Origin of the sequence: Paraburkholderia sp. CNPSo 3281, from assembly GCF_024206515.1 — a bacterium.
Lineage (GTDB): Bacteria > Pseudomonadota > Gammaproteobacteria > Burkholderiales > Burkholderiaceae > Paraburkholderia > Paraburkholderia nodosa.
Genome location: NZ_JAMBPS010000001.1, coordinates 97041 through 115073 on the forward strand (window position 1 = coordinate 97041; position 18033 = coordinate 115073).

19 protein-coding genes and 2 tRNA genes are annotated in these 18033 nt (G+C 62.4%); 10 read left to right on the forward strand and 11 right to left on the reverse strand.

The genetic code is table 11. The features are described from left to right. The first annotated feature begins 8 nt into the window (after positions 1 to 8). From hemW to M3I56_RS00490, 6 genes are all read left to right on the forward strand, one after another. On the forward strand, positions 9 to 1178 hold the full coding sequence (gene hemW, locus M3I56_RS00465; protein WP_254352334.1) for a radical SAM family heme chaperone HemW: 1170 nt from the start codon (positions 9 to 11) through the stop codon (positions 1176 to 1178). A gap of 65 nt (positions 1179 to 1243) precedes the next feature. After that, a tRNA-Ser gene (locus M3I56_RS00470) sits at positions 1244 to 1333 on the forward strand. A 308-nt stretch (positions 1334 to 1641) separates the two neighbouring features. Next, the gene (locus M3I56_RS00475; RefSeq protein ID WP_028205175.1) at positions 1642 to 1854 is read left to right on the forward strand and encodes a hypothetical protein; all 213 of its coding nucleotides are present in this window, start codon (positions 1642 to 1644) and stop codon (positions 1852 to 1854) included. Positions 1855 to 2060: 206 nt separating this feature from the next. Next, on the forward strand, positions 2061 to 2495 hold the full coding sequence (locus tag M3I56_RS00480) for a TonB family protein (RefSeq protein ID WP_245623706.1): 435 nt from the start codon (positions 2061 to 2063) through the stop codon (positions 2493 to 2495). Between the two features lie 386 nt (positions 2496 to 2881). Next, positions 2882 to 4198, forward strand: coding sequence for an MFS transporter (locus M3I56_RS00485; RefSeq protein ID WP_254352018.1), 1317 nt, complete (start codon positions 2882 to 2884; stop codon positions 4196 to 4198). A gap of 140 nt (positions 4199 to 4338) precedes the next feature. Beyond that, complete coding sequence (locus M3I56_RS00490; RefSeq protein ID WP_133185845.1) at positions 4339 to 4518, forward strand: hypothetical protein; 180 nt, start codon at positions 4339 to 4341, stop codon at positions 4516 to 4518. Between the two features lie 48 nt (positions 4519 to 4566). Here the strand turns inward: M3I56_RS00490 and M3I56_RS40970 are convergent, their stop codons facing one another. The 8 genes from M3I56_RS40970 to map all read right to left on the reverse strand — a co-directional run bounded on the left by M3I56_RS40970 (position 4567) and on the right by map (position 10639). Continuing rightward, the gene (locus M3I56_RS40970) at positions 4567 to 4692 is read right to left on the reverse strand and encodes a hypothetical protein (protein ID WP_281247804.1); all 126 of its coding nucleotides are present in this window, start codon (positions 4690 to 4692) and stop codon (positions 4567 to 4569) included. A 259-nt stretch (positions 4693 to 4951) separates the two neighbouring features. Continuing rightward, positions 4952 to 5959: a lipopolysaccharide heptosyltransferase I gene (gene waaC, locus M3I56_RS00495; protein ID WP_254352019.1), complete on the reverse strand. Its 1008-nt coding sequence runs from the start codon at positions 5957 to 5959 to the stop codon at positions 4952 to 4954. A 381-nt stretch (positions 5960 to 6340) separates the two neighbouring features. Further along, entirely contained in the window at positions 6341 to 6658 is a 318-nt protein-coding gene (locus M3I56_RS00500) for a YXWGXW repeat-containing protein (protein ID WP_254352020.1), read from the reverse strand. A 229-nt stretch (positions 6659 to 6887) separates the two neighbouring features. Next, positions 6888 to 7142: a cell division topological specificity factor MinE gene (minE, locus tag M3I56_RS00505; RefSeq protein ID WP_027795398.1), complete on the reverse strand. Its 255-nt coding sequence runs from the start codon at positions 7140 to 7142 to the stop codon at positions 6888 to 6890. 14 nt (positions 7143 to 7156) lie between these two features. Then, on the reverse strand, positions 7157 to 7972 hold the full coding sequence (gene minD, locus M3I56_RS00510) for a septum site-determining protein MinD (protein ID WP_201695484.1): 816 nt from the start codon (positions 7970 to 7972) through the stop codon (positions 7157 to 7159). Between the two features lie 92 nt (positions 7973 to 8064). Next, positions 8065 to 8943, reverse strand: coding sequence for a septum site-determining protein MinC (gene minC / locus M3I56_RS00515; RefSeq protein ID WP_254352021.1), 879 nt, complete (start codon positions 8941 to 8943; stop codon positions 8065 to 8067). Between the two features lie 231 nt (positions 8944 to 9174). Next, on the reverse strand, positions 9175 to 9711 hold the full coding sequence (locus M3I56_RS00520; RefSeq protein WP_133185841.1) for a GNAT family N-acetyltransferase: 537 nt from the start codon (positions 9709 to 9711) through the stop codon (positions 9175 to 9177). A gap of 142 nt (positions 9712 to 9853) precedes the next feature. Then, positions 9854 to 10639 carry a type I methionyl aminopeptidase gene (gene map, locus M3I56_RS00525; RefSeq protein WP_254352022.1) on the reverse strand — a complete coding sequence of 262 codons (786 nt, stop codon included), beginning with the start codon at positions 10637 to 10639 and terminating at the stop codon, positions 9854 to 9856. Positions 10640 to 10909: 270 nt separating this feature from the next. On the opposite strand from map, the gene M3I56_RS00530 reads away from it, so the two are divergent. From M3I56_RS00530 to M3I56_RS00545, 4 genes are all read left to right on the forward strand, one after another. Then, positions 10910 to 11488 carry a glycosyltransferase family 2 protein gene (locus M3I56_RS00530; protein ID WP_254352023.1) on the forward strand — a complete coding sequence of 193 codons (579 nt, stop codon included), beginning with the start codon at positions 10910 to 10912 and terminating at the stop codon, positions 11486 to 11488. Positions 11489 to 11824: 336 nt separating this feature from the next. Beyond that, positions 11825 to 13771, forward strand: a complete 1947-nt coding sequence (locus M3I56_RS00535) for a M23 family metallopeptidase (RefSeq protein ID WP_254352024.1) — start codon at positions 11825 to 11827, stop codon at positions 13769 to 13771. 95 nt (positions 13772 to 13866) lie between these two features. After that, positions 13867 to 14157, forward strand: a complete 291-nt coding sequence (locus M3I56_RS00540; protein WP_254352025.1) for a hypothetical protein — start codon at positions 13867 to 13869, stop codon at positions 14155 to 14157. Continuing rightward, entirely contained in the window at positions 14154 to 14717 is a 564-nt protein-coding gene (locus M3I56_RS00545) for a hypothetical protein (RefSeq protein ID WP_254352026.1), read from the forward strand. Before M3I56_RS00540 ends, M3I56_RS00545 begins: the two co-directional genes overlap by 4 nt. A gap of 228 nt (positions 14718 to 14945) precedes the next feature. On the opposite strand, the gene M3I56_RS00550 is transcribed toward M3I56_RS00545, so the two are convergent. The 3 genes from M3I56_RS00550 to M3I56_RS00560 all read right to left on the reverse strand — a co-directional run bounded on the left by M3I56_RS00550 (position 14946) and on the right by M3I56_RS00560 (position 17904). Continuing rightward, positions 14946 to 15036, reverse strand: a tRNA-Ser gene (locus tag M3I56_RS00550). A gap of 146 nt (positions 15037 to 15182) precedes the next feature. Next, positions 15183 to 16475, reverse strand: a complete 1293-nt coding sequence (gene serS, locus M3I56_RS00555; protein ID WP_254352027.1) for a serine--tRNA ligase — start codon at positions 16473 to 16475, stop codon at positions 15183 to 15185. A 97-nt stretch (positions 16476 to 16572) separates the two neighbouring features. Then, entirely contained in the window at positions 16573 to 17904 is a 1332-nt protein-coding gene (locus M3I56_RS00560; RefSeq protein WP_254352028.1) for a replication-associated recombination protein A, read from the reverse strand. Positions 17905 to 18033: the final 129 nt, after the last annotated feature.

Below are 18033 nucleotides of genomic sequence, written 5' to 3' on the forward strand. Positions count from 1 at the left end.
CGTTCACGATGCCTGGCAGCATTCGCCTCACTTCGCTGCCACCGCTCGCGCTCTACGTGCATTTTCCGTGGTGCGTGCGCAAGTGCCCGTATTGCGATTTCAACTCGCATGAATGGAAGGGCGAGCGCTTCCCCGAAGACGATTACCTCGACGCCCTGCGCGCCGATCTCGAGCAGGCGCTGCCGCTCGTCTGGGGTCGCCAGGTGCATACGGTGTTCATCGGCGGGGGCACGCCTAGCCTCCTTTCCGCGGCGGGTCTCGATCGACTGCTTTCGGACGTGCGCGCCCTGCTGCCGCTCGACGCCGACGCCGAGATCACGCTCGAAGCGAATCCAGGCACCTTCGAAGCCGCGAAGTTCGCGCAGTTTCGCGCGAGCGGCGTGAACCGGCTTTCGGTGGGCATCCAGAGCTTCAACGAAGCGCATCTGAAAGCGCTCGGACGCATTCACGACGCGGCGCAGGCACGCCATGCGGTCGAAGTCGCGGCGAAGACTTTCGACAACTTCAACCTCGACCTGATGTTTGCGCTGCCGCAGCAGACGCTCGCCGAATGCGAGGCCGACATCGAGACGGCGCTCTCGTTCAAGCCGCCGCATCTGTCGCTGTATCATCTGACGCTCGAACCGAACACGCTGTTCGCCAAGTTTCCGCCTGCTCTGCCCGACGACGACCAGTCCGCCGACATGCAGGACTGGATTCACGAGCGCACGTCGGGCGCGGGATACGCGCGCTACGAGGTTTCGGCTTACGCACAGCCGGATCGCCAATGCCGGCACAACCTCAACTACTGGCGCTTCGGCGACTATCTCGGGATCGGCGCCGGCGCGCATACGAAGCTCTCGTTTCCGAACCGCATCGTGCGCCAGGCGCGCTACAAGCATCCGGCGACCTTTATCGAGCAGGCGCGGGTGGGCACGCCGGTCCAGGAAGAGCACGAAGTGGGCGCACGCGACTTGCCGTTCGAGTTCATGCTCAATGCGCTGCGGCTCGTGGAAGGATTTCCGGTGCATCGCTTCATCGAACGCACGGGACTGCCGATCACGACGATCGAACCGGCGCTGCAGGAAGCCGAGCGGCGCGGGCTCATCACGCGCGACTATGAAAAGATCGCGCCGACCGAATTGGGGCAGCGGTTCCTGAACGATTTGCAGGCGCTGTTCCTCAAGGACCCGCACTGAGGTCGACCTGGATCGACTGGGCGACTGCCGTCGCGTGTGCGTTTCGGGTTACAATGCGCGGCTCCGGAGGTGTGGCAGAGTGGTTGAATGCACCGGTCTTGAAAACCGGCGAAGGGGTAACCCTTCCGTGAGTTCGAATCTCACCGCCTCCGCCAATTCGTGAAACCTGGCGCGTCCCAGCGCCAGCGTGTCGTCAAAGTGCCGGCCGTCAGGCCGAAACGCCGCTGATCTACGAGACACCGTCCCTGTGCCACGCGAGAATGTGTGGTCAATATCGCGCCACAAATAATCAGGACTGCGAGTTATTTTGCGCTGGCAGATCACGCTCGCGCAGCGCGCTGCGACACGCCGATCGCATTTAAAGGGTCAAACCCAAAAATCACTTCAGCAAATCCCGCTCAATTCACTAGGTGAAAACCCTAATCACGAGGTAAAATCGTACCCATTGATGGGAAAGATCGCCATGCCGCACCAATACCAACTGCTCGAAAAATTCGCGTTTTCGCTTGTCGTCCTGTTCGCCGTGATGTGCTCCAGCTACATCGCGTGGGAAAGCTCGCCCAATCTGCGTGACAACTTCCAGGTCGGCAAGGAGCTGTTCCTGAAGAGCGGCGAGTATTCGTACGCCTGCGCGACGACCGCTGCCGATCCCTGCGCGCAGTTCCCAGTCGAATAAGCAGCCTCGAGCACCCTCGCCGTTTCGCACGTCCCGTGAACTACGCGGGACAGTTCTGATTGCTTCCCGCTGCGTATCGTCTAAGCTCGATTCAGGTTCCGCTTCCGAGCTTGTTCGACATGCTCATCCGCGTCCAGTTGTCTTGCGGTTCATCCGCACCTCGCGCCTCCCTCGCACGGCGCCTCGGCCTGGTTTTGCTGCTCGCGATGCTCGGCTGCCTCGGCGCCTGCACGATCACGCCGCCGCCCAGGCCGCTCCTCGTCATTCCCCCCGCGGCGATCAACAGCGCCACCCTCGACGACTACCGCACCACGGTCGCGAAACACATCGTCGAGCACAACCCGTCCTACGTTCTCCACGGCGCGCCACAGGCCATGCTGCGCTCGCTCGTGGTCGTGTCGTTCACGGTCAATCGCAATGGCCAGATCGTGAAATCATCGGTTTACCGGACCAACGGCGACGACGAAGCCGAAGCCACCGCCCTCGCAACATTGCGCCGCGCCGCGCCGCTGCCGCCGCCGCCCGGCGGCCTGCTCAATTCCGCTGGCCAGCTCGACATGTTCGAGGACTGGCTCTTCAACGACAACGGCAAGTTCCAGCTGCGCACGCTCGCGTCGCCGCAGGCGCAGAACTACCAGTGACCAACGCGCTTCGCGCCGAGGCCTGACTCGCGCGGGCCTGCTTACGCCCGCCTTGCTGCGCGGCGCGCACGGTCGTTATAATTTTTCGCTATCCCCAGCCGGCGCCCGCCGGCCATGCCTCTTGCCACGCGCCATCCGCGCGGCCGCGCGAGGCTTCGACCGCGCTCCCGCTCCTTCGTGCCTATCGGCGCGTGCTATGGCCGGTCAGGAATCAACGCGCACGGCTCGCGCCGTGCGATGCATACTGGCGAAGCGTCGCCGCCTGACGCTGCCGGAGCGTCGCGCGCCGACCACGCGCCCCGCCACGCTTCGAGCCTGAACAAAGACGCCCGCGCAAGCCTCGCAAGACTCAGGCGCGAGCGCGTCACAACGACTGGAGACCCTGGATGTCCACCTCACCCATTTCGCCCGCGCGCGCCGATCAGGCAAACGCAGCGAAGCAGCAAAGCACCGCGCGCGTCATCTTTGCGAGCTTTATCGGTACCGCAATCGAGTTCTACGACTTCTATGTGTACGCAACGGCCGCCGCGCTCGTGATTGGCCCCGTGTTCTTCCCGCACGGTTCGGCCACGGCGCAGGCGCTCTCGGCGTTCGTCACCTTCGGCATCGCGTTCGTCGCGCGGCCGATCGGCTCGTTCATCTTCGGCCACTTCGGTGACCGCATCGGCCGTAAATCGACGCTGGTGGCGTCGCTGCTCGTCATGGGCCTCTCCACCACGCTGATCGGCTTCCTGCCCGGCTATGACGCGATTGGCAGCCTCGCGCCGATCCTGCTGTGCATCCTGCGCTTCGGCCAGGGCATCGGTCTGGGCGGCGAATGGGGCGGCGCCGCGCTCCTCGCGACGGAATACGCGCCGCAAGGCAAGCGCGGCTGGTTCGGCATGTTCCCGCAGCTCGGGCCGTCGGTGGGCTTCCTCGCCTCGAATGGCCTCTTCTTCGGCCTCGCCTCGACGCTCTCCGACCAGCAGTTCCGCGACTGGGGCTGGCGCGTGCCGTTCATCGTCTCGGCGGTGCTCGTCGCGCTCGGTCTGTACGTGCGCATGAAGATCGCCGAAACGCCCGCCTTCAAGGCCGCCATCGAGCGCGAGGAGCGCGTCAAGGTGCCGGTCGCGACGCTGCTCTCCCAGTACTGGTGGCCGACGCTGCTCGGTGCGCTCGCCATGGTCGTGTGCTACACGCTCTTCTATAACGCCACGGTGTTCTCGCTCTCGCACGGCGTGACGGCGCTGCACATTCCGCGCCCGGCCTTCCTCGGCATGCTGTGCATCGCGGTGGTGTTCATGGGCATCGCCACGCCGATCTCGGCCTGGCTGTCCGACCGCTTCGGCCGCAAGCCCGTGCTGATCGTCGGCTGCACTCTGGCGATTCTCTCGGGCTTCACGATGGAGCCGCTGCTCGGTAGCGGTGCGACGCCGCTCGTGCTGCTCTTCCTCGTGATCCAGCTGTTCCTGATGGGCGCCACGTTCGCGCCGATGGGCGCGCTGTTGCCCGAGCTGTTCCCGACCAGCGTGCGCTACACGGGCGCGGGCGTCGCTTACAACCTGGGCGGCATTCTTGGCGCATCGGTTGCACCGTATATCGCGCAGGTGCTGGCCGCCCGCGGCGGTCTCTCGTGGGTCGGCGCGTATGTGTCGATCGCCGCCTGCGTGAGCCTGTTCGGTGTCCTGTGCATGCGCGAGACGCGCCATACGTCGCTCTCGTAACGCATCGCCGCATCAATAAAAAGCGGAGGCCGCCAGGCGGTCTCCGCTTTTTTTATGCCTTTTTAATCGCTTTGGGTACGCACGATGCGTGTCTATACTCGAATCAACAAGCGGGGAGCGATCTCCCGGGGGAGCCGACGATGAACCTGCATCTGAGCAACGCCGACATTGTTCTGATCATCGCCCTCGCCCTGGGCATCTCGCTCCTGCTGGCGTTTCGCCTGCGCACCGCGAGCTGGCGTGCGGTCCTGCTCGAAGCGCTGGCGGCGAACGCCGCGGCAATTGCCGCGGTCGTCGCGATTGAAATGCTGCTTGCCTGAAGGCCGCCGTGCCGCGGGTACCGCCTGGGCGGCACCGTTCGGCAGCGATCAGCGATAGTAATAGCCGTGATGGTAGCCGCCGCCGTAGTAGCCGCCGGCCGGCACCACGACGCAGCCGCCCAGCGAAGCCGCGAGCAAGACGCCGGCGATGAGGGTAAGCGTCAATCGTTTCACAGTGTTCTCCCATCAAGTCAGTGTCTGTGTCCGGCCATGCGATGTCGGGCTGGACGGTTACGATTGAACACGACGGCGAAGGCGTGAGGCGTTGCAATTTGTAAGCAGCGGTGTAGCCCGTGTAACAGCATGGGCGCCCAAAGCCTTTTGCATGCGCTGTCAGGCGCGCCCCTGCAATACAAGCGCGACACTTTTAACAAGCTCGTAATGGGAAACGGCGGGTCGGCACGCTGCAACGCGCGTGCCGACCCGCGAAAACTCAAGCGGCGTGAACGCGCGATGACGGCATAGACGCGCCGCCGTCGCGCGCCGGGTAGATGCGGTCGACAGCATCGATCGCCACCTGCACGGGCGGCACGTGACGGCCGTCGCCGATCGAGATCGAGCGATTGGGCGCACGCACGCCGCTGTGCTCGGCGTCGGTCGAAACGAAGACCATCACGGTCGGCTTGATGAGCGCGTGCGAGAGATGCACGAAGCCCGTGTCGGTGCCGACCACGAGCGCGCAATCCTCGATGCGCTGTGCGACCTGGGAAACCGTGAGGCGCGGCAGCACCGTCGCGCCCGGGATCAGCGCCGCGATCTCGCGCGCCGCGGCGTGCTCGCTATCGGAACCCCACGGCAGTTCGATGCGCAGGCCACGCGCGATCAACGCATTGCCAAGCTCCCCCCAATGCGCGACCGGCCACTTCTTCTCGTCTTTCGAAGTCGCGTGAAAGAGCAGCGCCGTGGGCGCGTCAGGCGCGGGCAGCGCGGTGCCGTCGCGCGGAACGCGCATCTGGAATTCGGGCGGCGTATCGACCGTGTAGCCGAGCGCCTCTCCCGCGCTGATGCGCATGCCGTGCCACGCATCGCACTTCGGACGCGGCCCGAAGCGGCCGTTGTACGCGAAGGCCGCGCCGCGCTCGCCGAGGTCCTGCGAGAGATAGCCGAAGCGGCGCCGCCCGCGCGCGAGAAACGCGATGATCGCGCTCTTGTACACGCCGTGAATGTCGACGATGGCGTCATAGCGGTAGGCGCGCAATTCCGAAATCGACGCCCAGATCGCCTTGAAGTCGCTCCAGCGGCGTGCCTTCTTGAAGCGGCGCAGCGGCGCGCAGAGCACGCGGTCGACGCCCGCGTTCCAGCGCACGATATCGGCAAAGGCCTCGTCCGCGGCCCAATCGACCTTAACGCCGGGGAAGGCGCGCTGCACGTCGGCCACGACCGGAAGCGCCTCGACGATGTCGCCGAGCGAAGTCACTTTGACAATCAAAACTCGTTTCATTGTGCTGCGGACCGCAGGGCCCGATATTCCAGTCTTCAAGGGATTTCCGGAGATTTTAACGGACGAAGCTTGCCGCAACCTGCGAACAGGCGATCGAATAGGAGCGAAATCTGTCCCTTTCTCATTGGATCCCTCGTGTGGCATCGACAATGGACGCTGTAAAACGCGCCGGGCCCGACACGCGAATGCGCGCCAGGCCCGGAATGGACGATCCGTCGAGGGATCGAAATAAACGGTCAACGGCTAGTAGACGACGACCGGTGCGGGTCTCACGTACATGGGCCGCGCCGGCACGACGATGCAGCCCGCCAGCGTAATCGCGAGCACGGCCGCCGCGAGCAGTTTTTTACTCATGAGAGGGCTCCCCTCGGGCTTGAAAGATCAGGCGGCCCAATGGCCTTCGACCCAGCGCCAGTTCGGCCCATGCGCGATCCAGTGTCCCGGCACCCAGTGATAGCCCACGCGCTCAGCCTGCCAGTGGCCCCTCACCCACACGTACTGGCCGTGGTCCCAGCGCCAGTGGCCCTTGTCCCATACGTAGCCCACGCGCGGCGCCGGCACGACTTCCACCCGTTCGGCAGGCGGCGGTGCGGCCGGCTCGACCACGACGATTTCGGCAAATGCGGGAGCCGCGACAGCGCAGGTGCCAGCGGCGACGATCGCGGCCTTGGCGATGAAAACGCGAATGGAGTTGTTCATGTTGACCACCCTTGATTGTTTGACGCCTTGATTGGCGTTACCCGATCAATGCGCGAGCACGGCGTTGCGCTGACAGCGGCGGTGTAACGGCGCAGGGTGAAGTGAAACGGAATATTTCGGGAAGGCGGGCGGCCGCGCCAAAGCGCAGCGCGAGAAGAAAGGCGCGGAGGGAAAAGCGCGGCGATACGACGAACGACGCGCGCAGCGCAGCGGCTGCGCGCGTTGAAACTCAAGCCTGCGGAATCTCGATCTTGACCTCGAGCACTTCGAGATCGTCCTGACGCTCGAGACTCACGCGAATGTCTTCATCGGAGATCTTCACGTACTTCGAGATCACCGCGACCAGTTCGCGTTGCAGGGCCGGCAGATAGTCGGCGGGCGGATGGCCGCCTGCGCGCTCGTGAGCAATGATGAGCTGCAGGCGTTCCTTCGCTACCGAGGCGGACTTCTTCTTCTCGCCGAGAAAAAACGAAAGAAACGACATGACGTTCGCCTCCCTTACTTGCTACCGAAGAGGCGCTGCAAGAGGCCTGGCTTCTGGTAATCGGTGAAGCGAAGCGACTTGTCCTCGCCGAGAAAGCGCGACACGACGTCCTTGTACGACTCGGCGACGTCGGTGCCGTCCAGATGCACTGCCGGCAGACCCTGGTTCGACGCGTGCAGCACCGCTTCCGATTCGGGAACCACGCCGATCAGTTCAATGCGCAGGATCTCCTGTATGTCGTTCAGCGAGAGCATCTCGCCCTCGCTCACGCGCTTCGGGTTGTAGCGGGTGATGAGCAGGTGCTCCTTGATCGGGTCCTTGCCTTCGATCGCGCGCTTCGTCTTCGACGACAGCATGCCGAGGATACGGTCCGAGTCGCGCACGGAAGAGACTTCCGGGTTCGTCACGATGAGCGCTTCGTCGGCGAAGTGCATCGCGAGCAGTGCGCCCGACTCGATGCCCGCGGGCGAATCGCACACGATGTACTCGAAGTCCATCTTGCGCAGGTCCTCGATCACCTTCTCCACGCCCTCTTTCGTGAGCGCGTCTTTATCGCGCGTTTGCGAGGCCGGCAGGATGAAGAGGTTTTCGCACTTCTTGTCCTTGATGAGCGCCTGATTGAGGTTCGCCTCGCCCTGGATCACGTTGATCAGGTCGTACACGACGCGGCGCTCGCAACCCATGATGAGGTCGAGATTGCGCAGGCCCACGTCGAAGTCGATGACCGCGGTCTTGTGGCCGCGCAACGCGAGGCCCGATGCGAAACTCGCGCTCGTGGTCGTTTTACCGACACCACCTTTGCCCGAAGTCACCACAATGATTTTTGCCATTCCCTTACCTTGCGTTCGTCAGTTTCTCAGTTTGGTCTCATCGCGTGCCGCTCATGCTCCTGCTCGCCTGCGCACGACGCTCGAGCTGCGACTCAGGTGAGCCTCAACGGTTCGATCAACAGCTTTTCTTCCTCGAGCCGGATTTGAGCCGGCTTGCCCCGCACGTCATCGGCGAGTGGAACTTCAGTGGTACGGTAGATGCCCGCAATCGAAATCAGTTCCGCCTCCAGGCTCGTGCAGAAAATGCGTGCGTCATGGTTGCCGTGCACGCCCGCGAGCGCGCGGCCGCGCAACGGCGCGTAAATGTGGATGTTGCCCTCGGCGATCACTTCCGCTCCGTTGGACACGAGGCCGAGCACGACCACGTCGCCCTTCGCGTAGATGCGCTGGCCCGAGCGCAACGGCCGGTCGATCACGAGCGTGGGTTCCGCACGCGCGCCGGATGCGCCGGCGTCGAACGTCGCCGCTGCGTTCACCGTTGCCGCTGCGCTCGCCTCGGCGGCGGCCGGGTCCGTGTCGGTGGTAAAGAGTTCGGGCTGCGCAGCGGTGGCTTGCGGCGTGGCCGAAGCGCTGGCAGATGCGGTGGCCGAAGCATTCGCTGCCTCGCCGTCGCTTGCGCCTTCTTCGGCGGCCGGCTTCCCGCCCGCGCCGCGGCGGTCGCGAGCCTCGAGGAACGGCAGGCCTGCCGCCGCGGCCCAGCCGTGCTGTTCAGGTTGCGCAACCACGCCCACCGGGCGCATGCGCACGCTTTCGAGCAGACGCACAATGTCGCCGAGCGCGACCCGCTCGCCGTCGGCGAGACGCCGCACGTCGATCGCGACGGTGTCGTTGGCGAAGAATTCGGGCGTCGCCTCGAAGCGCCGCGTGAGTTCGGCGCGCATGGCATCGAGCTCGGTCGTCTTGACCACGAACAGAAGCGTATCGACTGAACCGCTCTTCAGTTCAAAATATGGCGATTTCTTGGGCGACATGGCGTTCGGCTAAAAATTTTGCGTATTTTACAGGCGCGGACGCACACGGCCATTATTTTTAATGGTGTATTCGGCCAAATTCGCTGCCAGATACGCACTAACAAAAATGGCGCAAAATAAGCGCGCGAAGCGCGAGCACGCCACACGTGCACAAACGTTGCTCGTTCGGCGTGTCGTGCGCAGTGAAGAGAAACGCGGGCGCCGCCAGGCGCAGCGGCGCGAACGCCGGCATTACGGCGACGAAGCGGACTTCGTGTGCTCGCCGAGCGTGCGCATGAGCAGCGTTTCCCACTGCTCGGGCTGCTGCTGGCTGCGCGCGTGGTCGCCGGTGGCGACGAAGCCGAGGCGCTCGTAGAAGCGCATGGCCGTGGTGTTCGTGTCGGTGATCCACGCGTAGACCTGCGTGGCGCCTTCGCTCACGAGCCAGTCGATGGCGCTGTTCAGCAGCAGTTCGCCGCCGCTCAGATGACGCACCGCAGGCGCGACCCACAGCGCCGAGACGAACGCGCGGCGCGCCGGCGCGCTTTCGAAGCTCGCGCCGATCAGACCGGCCGGATGGCCCTCGGTATAGAGAATGAACGACGTGCCCGTGTGCGAAACCGCATGCCGGGCCGCCGCGGCGTCGAAAACGGCGGCATCGGCGGATAGCGCGTCTTCGAGCGTGTCGCCGAATGCATAAGGCGCGTCGCGCAGCGAAGCGGTTCGAAGCTCGCGGAGCACGGCACCCTGATCGGCGGCGATACGGCGAACGGTCAGTGACGGACTCATGCAGTCGTAAACCCCAATAAAGCGCTAACGCGTAGCTTTAACCGAACTGGCTTGAGAGTCAAATCCTTATTTGACAATCGCCGGCACGCGACGCCGTGCGCGCGAGCCTTGACAGACGGCCCCAGAGGCCGCACAGGCTCGCTCACGGTGCCGCGTAGGCGCCTGTGCCATCCGGCCAGGGCGTGAGGAGTTCGTAGCCGTCGTCGGTAACCGCGACCATGTGTTCCCACTGCGCCGAGAGCGAGCGGTCCTTCGTGACGACCGTCCAGCCGTCGCGCTGCACCGACGTGCCGGCGCGGCCCGCGTTGACCATCGGCTCGATCGTGAAGACCATGCCCGGTTTCAGGTGCACGCCCTGCCCCGGCTGGCCGTAGTGCAGCACCTGCGGCTCCTCGTGGTAGACCTTGCCGATGCCGTGGCCGCAATACTCGCGCACGATTGAGAAGCCGTCCGCCTGGGCGCGCTTCTGGATGGCGTTGCCGACGTCGCCGAGCGTCGCCCCCGGCTTCACCTGGTGGATGCCTGCGAGCATCGCCTCGTAGGTCGTGTCGATCAGCTGGCGGCCCACCGTGCTCGGCGTGCCGACGCAGTACATGCGGCTAGTGTCCCCGAAATAGCCGTCCTTGATCACGGCCACGTCGATGTTGATGATGTCGCCGTCCTTGAGCACCTCGCCGCGACTCGGAATGCCGTGGCAGACCACGGAATTGACGGACGTGCAGATCGTCTTCGGAAAGCCGAGGTAGCCGACATTGGCCGGCACGGCCTTGAGCGTGTTGACGATGTAGTCGTTGCAGATCGCGTCGAGGTCGTCGGTGGAGACGCCCGGCTTCACGTGCTCGCCGATCATCGCGAGCACGTCGGCGGCGAGCCGGCCCGAAACGCGCAGGCGGGCGAGATCGTCGGCAGACTTGTAGGTGATAGGCATCGATGGACCGAAGTGGCGCGGCGGTGGCAGAGAACCCTGGGGCCGCAAATTCAAAGGAGCGATTGTACCGGCGCTGCGGCGTCGCCAGCGCAGTAACCCGCAGCAATCCATGTCATCCCGATGACGCCGAACGCGGAATTTTCAGATATCTCCGATTGTTCGATCACAAGCCGCCGTCAAGAATGAGAAATATCTTACATCGCGAGCAGGCAGTTCGATCACGACCTCAAGCAATCCCGCCTCCGTCCCCTCCACGCCGAACGCTATTTTTTGAGCCATCGCGAGTTCAGCAATCTGCTCTTTCTCGACACGGACATGGACTTCTCGCGCGAAGCGGTTCTGCGCCTGCTCGCCGGCGACAAGCCCGTGGCCGGCATTGCCCGCCCGTACCGCTTTTTCGACCGGGAACAGCGGATCACGAGCGCCGACGTCGGGCTCACGCTGCGCGAATGGCAGGAAGAGACCGTGGACTACAACACGGCGGTCCTCGCGGATCAAGCGGGCAGCAGCGTCGTATCCGACGGCTGGGCCGAAGTAAGTCATGTCGGCACGGGCATCTTCCTCGTGCGGCGCGACGCGCTGGAGGCGATCGCCGCACATACGGCGCTTTACCGGCCCCCCGCGCAGTACGCGGGCTACCTGCCGGACGGCAAGTTCCATGCGTTCTTCGACACCGTTAGCGAGAAAGGCGTGTACCTCTCGGAAGATTTATCGTTTTGCCGGCGCGTGCGCGCCGCGGGCAAGTCGGTGTGGGCGCTCATCGACGAGAAGATCGTGCATCACGGCGCATCGTCGATCTCGGGCACCTACCTGCATGCGCCGGAGATGCGCGGCCACATGCGCAAGTGAAAATGCGCTCCGGTATGCACGCCGGAACAAGAGCAGAAAAGCAAAAACCCCTGCAGCGGTCAAGCGTGCAGGGGTTTTCTGAATCTGGCGGAGAGGGTGTCCGCCGGGAGTCGTGCCGCGAGAATCCGCCGCAATCCGCAGACCCCAATGCTGGCAGGCCTTCCATCAAATCGCCGTGTCGCCGTATACCGCACCAATCTTATTTACTAACGCTATGTAAGCTATTGCTGACAATTGTTGACAAAAATCAGTCCCGCCCTGTTGTCTCCGCTTTCCTGTTCGGGCTAGTGTTCGTTGGGGTAATCCGCACCCACTTAACAGGAACGCGAATCTGCCATGATTATCAGCCCGCCTTTTCTGCCACAACTGGACCCATCGAAGCTCGATCCCAGCAAACCTGACCCGATGATGGACGCCGTGGACGAATTTGAACTCTTTCACGGCATCTATCCGATCGCCTTTGACCGCCGCCGACACTGCGGCGTGCATCTCTCACCCGACATGCACAGCGCGGTTTATGCCATCGCCGACGGCGAGGTGGTGGCCTACCGGGTCTGCCAGCATGCGATTGACCCTGACAACAGCCATGTGGGGTTTGTGCTGCTCCGGCACATGGCCGAAACGGGTGACGGTCGCAAGCTGACGTTCTATTCGCTCTACATGCATCTGCTGCCACTGGCCGAGTACCACACGTTCGGATACGACGCGAAGGGGCTGGCCAATTTTCTGCACATGTCGACCGGCGACACCCGGAAGGGGAAGGCCACACAAGCGGCAAAGGGCGACGGCAAAAGGGTGCGTCGCAAGGACATTCTGGGTTACCTGGGACAGTATGAGGGGCGAACCCATCTGCACTTTGAAATTTTCATGGTGCCGGATGATTTCACTGCCTACTTCGATCACACGCAGCTTGGCCATCCCGCGCCGGATACGCTAAAAGGCACGGACTGCTGGGGACATGCCTATTACACGATCCCTGGCGGCCAGTCATTCCATGCGCAACCGCCCTACACCGGGGCGGACAGCAAGCTGCAGGGGATCGAGTTCAAGTCGGGCCAGGAGGGCAGGAACGATCTGCCGCTGGCGGTCGAGTCATATTTCTGCAACGGGACGAAATACACCAACGTCTGGAGCATCGCGGCGAACGGTGTCCGCACGCTGCTGACGCCGGAGCCGGTGCCCGAAGCAGGTTACGAATACGATCTTTACACGCGTGCGACGGCCCTTTACGCATGCCCGAGTGACGGGTACGAGATGCTGCGCTTCGGGCGTGTCCGGTCCTCAGCCGCGACGCCGTTGACATGGGCGTACGTGACTTATGCAAGCGGGAAGCAGGGCTACATCGATATCAGCAACGCGGCAATCAAGAAACTGTCCGACGCGGATTTCCCGGAGTTTATGGGCTGGCAAAAGGTTACCGATGGCAACACGCCCTTCGACAGCAACGGCATGTGTGATATCGACGTGCTGAAGAAACTCGTCAAGGATGCTGGGCCGGGCAACGAGCCTCCGGTGATAGAGGATGTGACGGAGGCCGGGAAGATGCAGCCGCTGTCAACCTACCTCATACTCGAAAACACGGTACGGCAGGCGCTACGTGGTTTTATCTGCTACGCGCCCAGCGAATGGGACAGCACCAACAACGAGACGCGCTACGCAAAGTTGCGCGATGAAGGCGGCTTCTATCACGGCAACGACGACGGCTACAACAAGTTCCTCAAGTACCTCAAGGAGGTTCAGTTCTGGGACGTGACCGGTTTGACCGCCGGGGGAAATCTCTGGTTCTTTCATCCACTCGCGTTCATCCGGCATTTCAGAAAGTGCGGCTGGCTCAGTGAAAGCGAATTGCTCAGTATGCTGCCAATGTCGGCACTGCGCTACGCCAAACCACCACATGTCCCGGGATATTGGACTTCCGAACAAATAAAAGTCATGGAAGTAACAAAGCGCCTTGTTGGTCAAAATTTAGCCTCCCTCAACGGGGCGATGCAGAAATTCGGTATTTCACCTCGCCCGTGGCGCATGGCTGCTTTTCTTGCGAACGCAATGGAGGAAACCCAATGGTTTAGTAAATTGCACGAAAACAATAGTTTAGCTAAATACTGGCCGTGGGACGGTCGTGGCTTTCTTCAACTCACCTGGCCAGATAACTACGTAAAATATTGGGAATTTATTGGCCGAAAAATCCCTGATGCTTTGAAGAAAGAGTTAAGCGAATCGGCGAAAATGGCTGACAAGGATCGAACTAATGCCCCCTGCAAGACGGCAAGCACCCCACGCTAACAGCACAAATTCTTCAATGGCGTGAAGATGCGGGCGACAAAGCAATTTCAGCCACTGAAAGCGCGGGCGCGTATTGGGCATGGACGAAGGCGGCGGTGTATGCTGACAAATTCCCAATATTGGCTCTTCAAATTCAAAATATCACCAAACCTGGTTTCCAGCCTGTAATTTATTACAGTTGTCAAAGCTATGGGCATGTAGCTGCCACGGTTAATTTTGGTAGCGCACCGAAGGACACCGCAAAAATTGCTCGCGTCAATGGAATATTGGCAAGATATCAAGCCTATACATCTGCATTGATAGTCCTTGCGGACGGGACACTCTTTCCTCGTTCTGAAGGCCAAGGCTGGGATAACCCCTCAGGTTATGAGCGGAGAAATATGTGATGAAATATTGTTTTTTGATGCTTGCAGCCTGCTTATTCACCAACTATGCATACAGCAAGTCCGCCGTTGAACTTCAGGTAACTTTAGATCAATGTAATTTCAATCTGAGCGATCCCTATAATGGAAAAATTTCCATTGATAATGAAAGCACGCCACATTCCGCTATTTACACATCAACAATTTCTCAAGACTCCAGGCATCCATTTGACACAAAAATTAAATTCGACTGCCATCCCGATGTTGATGCAAGCAATCTCTCTGATTTGTCCGGCGCATCCAAAAAAAATGGAAAATGGATGATTGATGCTGACGGAGATGCGGGAGCCGTTAATACAGAATTATATTTACTGCAAGGGAAAGGATGGGATGGGGCTGGAATTACCCAGGATCAAACATTTGGGGACGAGGATAGACGCACTCGTGGGTTTACGTTTTGCCTAGTTCACGGTACTAAGGCTCTATGCGGATTGGACGATACAGTTATGTACCTAGCCCATCCCAATGAAACCGTATTGCCTCAAATCATCCGATTGCTCAATAGCATCCGATTCTTAAATTAACCGCCTTGTGATGGCCCAGTAGCCAGCATGTGCCACCACACCGATTCGCGACGGGTGGTCTTCGGACCTTACGCAAGGTCAACGGTTTGACACACCATGTATCGGTGTGGAGACAGCCATTGCCACATGCGCCGTCGCGAGTCGGCGACCGCTACGTGGGTTATTTTGTGGGTCGAAAAAACAAAAGCCCCGTAAGTCATTGACTAGACGGGGCTTTTGCCATGAATCTGGCGGAGAGGGTGGGATTCGAACCCACGGTACGGGGAAACCGTACGCCTGATTTCGAGTCAGGTACATTCGACCACTCTGCCACCTCTCCGGGGTACTGCTTTTTTACTGCTTCCCCGGCATTGGTCGGCAACCGGAGAAGCGGAGATTATAGAACATGTTTTGAATTTTGCAAGCCCTCATTGGAAAAAGTTTCGAGGGCAAGGAATTCACACGTCCTGCACGCGAGGCAGTGCCTCAGCCGCCTGCTTCGAGACGCGCCACGCCGCCCATATACGGCCGCAGCACTTCCGGCACCTTGACCGAGCCGTCGGCTTCCTGATAGTTCTCCAGCACGGCAACCAGCGTGCGGCCCACGGCGAGGCCCGAGCCATTGAGTGTGTGCACGAGTTCCGGCTTGCCCTGCGCGTTGCGGTAGCGCGCCTGCATGCGGCGCGCCTGGAACGCTTCCGTATTCGAGCAGCTCGAAATCTCGCGATACGTGTTCTGCGCGGGCAGCCACACTTCGAGGTCATAGGTCTTGGTGGCCGAGAAGCCCATGTCGCCCGTGCACAGCGTGATAACGCGATACGGCAGGCCGAGCTTCTGCAGGATGGTTTCCGCGTGGACGACCATCTGCTCGAGCGCGTCGTACGACGTTTCGGGCGCAACGATCTGCACCATTTCGACCTTGTCGAACTGGTGCTGACGGATCATGCCGCGCGTGTCGCGGCCGTACGAACCGGCTTCCGAGCGGAAGCACGGCGAGTGCGCCGTGAGCTTGATCGGCAGCGCGCTGCCTTCCACGATGCTCTCGCGCACCGTGTTCGTGAGCGAGATTTCCGAGGTCGAAATGAGGTACTGCGTGACCGTGTTCTCGCCGCCGCCCTTCTCCACGCGGAACATGTCATCGGCGAACTTGGGCAGTTGGCCCGTGCCGTACAGGATTTCCGGGTTGACGATGTAGGGCGTGTACGTTTCCGTGTAGCCGTGGTGGAGCGTGTGCGTGTCGATCATGAACTGCGCGAGCGCGCGGTGCAGGCGCGCGATCTGGCCGCGCAGCATCGTGAAGCGTGCGCCCGAGAGCTTCGCGCCCGTCTCGAAGTCCAGACCCAGGGGCGTACCGACGTCCACGTGATCCTTCACCTCGAAGTTGAACGCGCGCGGCGTGCCCCAGCGGCGCACTTCCACGTTGTCGGCCTCGTCCTTGCCTGCGGGCACGCTCTCGTGCGGCAGGTTCGGCACGCCGAGCAGCAGGTCCGAGAGCTTCGACTGGATCTCGTCGAGCTTGGCGGCCGACGTCTTCATCTCGTCGCCGATGCCGCCCACTTCGGCCATGACCGCCGAGGTGTCCTCGCCGCGGCCTTTCATCGCGCCGATCTGCTTCGACAGGCTGTTGCGGCGTGCCTGGAGCTCCTCGGTGCGGGTCTGGATGGCGCGGCGTTCCGCTTCGAGCGCGGAGAAGGCCGCGACGTCGAGGGTGTAGCCGCGGTCGGCGAGGCGCTTCGCGACGCCGTCGAGGTCTTTGCGCAGCAGCTGGATGTCGAGCATGGGATTGTGAGACGCAGTTTCGTTGTGTGAAGGGACGATTTTAGCGCACCGGCCGGGGCAGCCCGGCGCGGCGGGCATCGCCGTTGTTCATGGCGATTCAGCCCTTGCGCTTTCGCTCGCGGAGTTCATCGCGGTGCTCATCGCGCCATTGCGCGTCGAGGTCGGCCAGGCGCGCGAGCTTTTCGCCGATCTTGCCTTCGAGCCCGCGCGGCGTGGGCTGATACCAGCGAGGCTCGCGCATGCCGTCGGGCAGATAGGTCTCGCCGGCCGCGTAGGCGTCGGGTTCGTCGTGCGCGTAGCGGTATTCGTGGCCGTAGCCCAGCTCCTTCATCAGCTTGGTCGGCGCGTTGCGCAGATGGATCGGCACCGCGCGCGACTGGTCCTTGCTCACGAAGCGCCGCGCCTCGTTATAGGCGTTGTAGCCCGCGTTCGACTTCGGCGCGACGGCCAGATAGATCACGGCCTGCGCGAGCGCGAGTTCGCCTTCTGGCGAACCGAGGCGCTCGTAGGTCTCGGCGGCGTCGAGCGTGATGCGCCCGGCGCGCGGATCGGCGAGGCCGATGTCCTCCCATGCCATGCGCACGATGCGCCGCGCGAGATAACGCGGGTCCGCGCCGCCGTCGAGCATGCGGCAGAACCAGTAGAGCGCGCCGTCCGGGTTGCTGCCGCGCACCGACTTGTGCAGCGCGCTGATCTGGTCGTAGAACGCGTCGCCGCCCTTGTCGAAGCGGCGCAGGTTTTCCGCCAGCGCGCTGCCGAGCAGTTCGCCGTCGATCCCGGTCTTCTTCTGCTGGGCGGCCGCGCGCGCGACGATTTCGAGGTTGTTCAGGAGCTTGCGCCCGTCGCCGTCGGCCGAACCGATCAACGCCTTTTTTGCTTCGTCCGTGAAGGTCAGGCCGCCCAGCTCCGCGCTCGCGCGCTCGAGCAGTTCGCCCTGCTCTTCCTCGTCGAGGCTCTTGAGCACATACACGGCGGCGCGAGAAAGCAATGCGCTGTTGACCTCGAACGACGGGTTTTCCGTCGTCGCGCCGACGAACACAAAGAGGCCCGACTCCACATGCGGCAAGAAGGCGTCTTGCTGGCTCTTGTTGAAGCGATGGACCTCGTCGACGAACACGAGCGTCTGGTGGCCATGCGCGCGATGCAGCTGCGCCTGCTCCACGGCCTCGCGGATGTCCTTCACACCTGAGAGCACCGCCGAGAGCGCGATGAATTCGGCGTGAAAGGCATCGGCCATGAGGCGCGCGAGCGTGGTCTTGCCCACGCCCGGCGGCCCCCACAGAATCATCGAATGCGCTTCGCCGGATTCGAACGCGACGCGCAGCGGCTTGTTGGGCCCGAGCAGATGCTTCTGGCCGATGACCTCGTCGATGGAGCGCGGGCGCAGCCGTTCGGCGAGCGGGACGTTGGCACGGGTTTCTTCAAACATGACGTTTTCGCGATAATGACGGCTTTCCGGCTGGCCGCGCGTTCGTGGCAGATTCGGGGACATAGCGCCGGACACCACAAAACGGCCCGCCGCACCGGATGCAGTCGTGCATTATGACAGCGTGCGCCG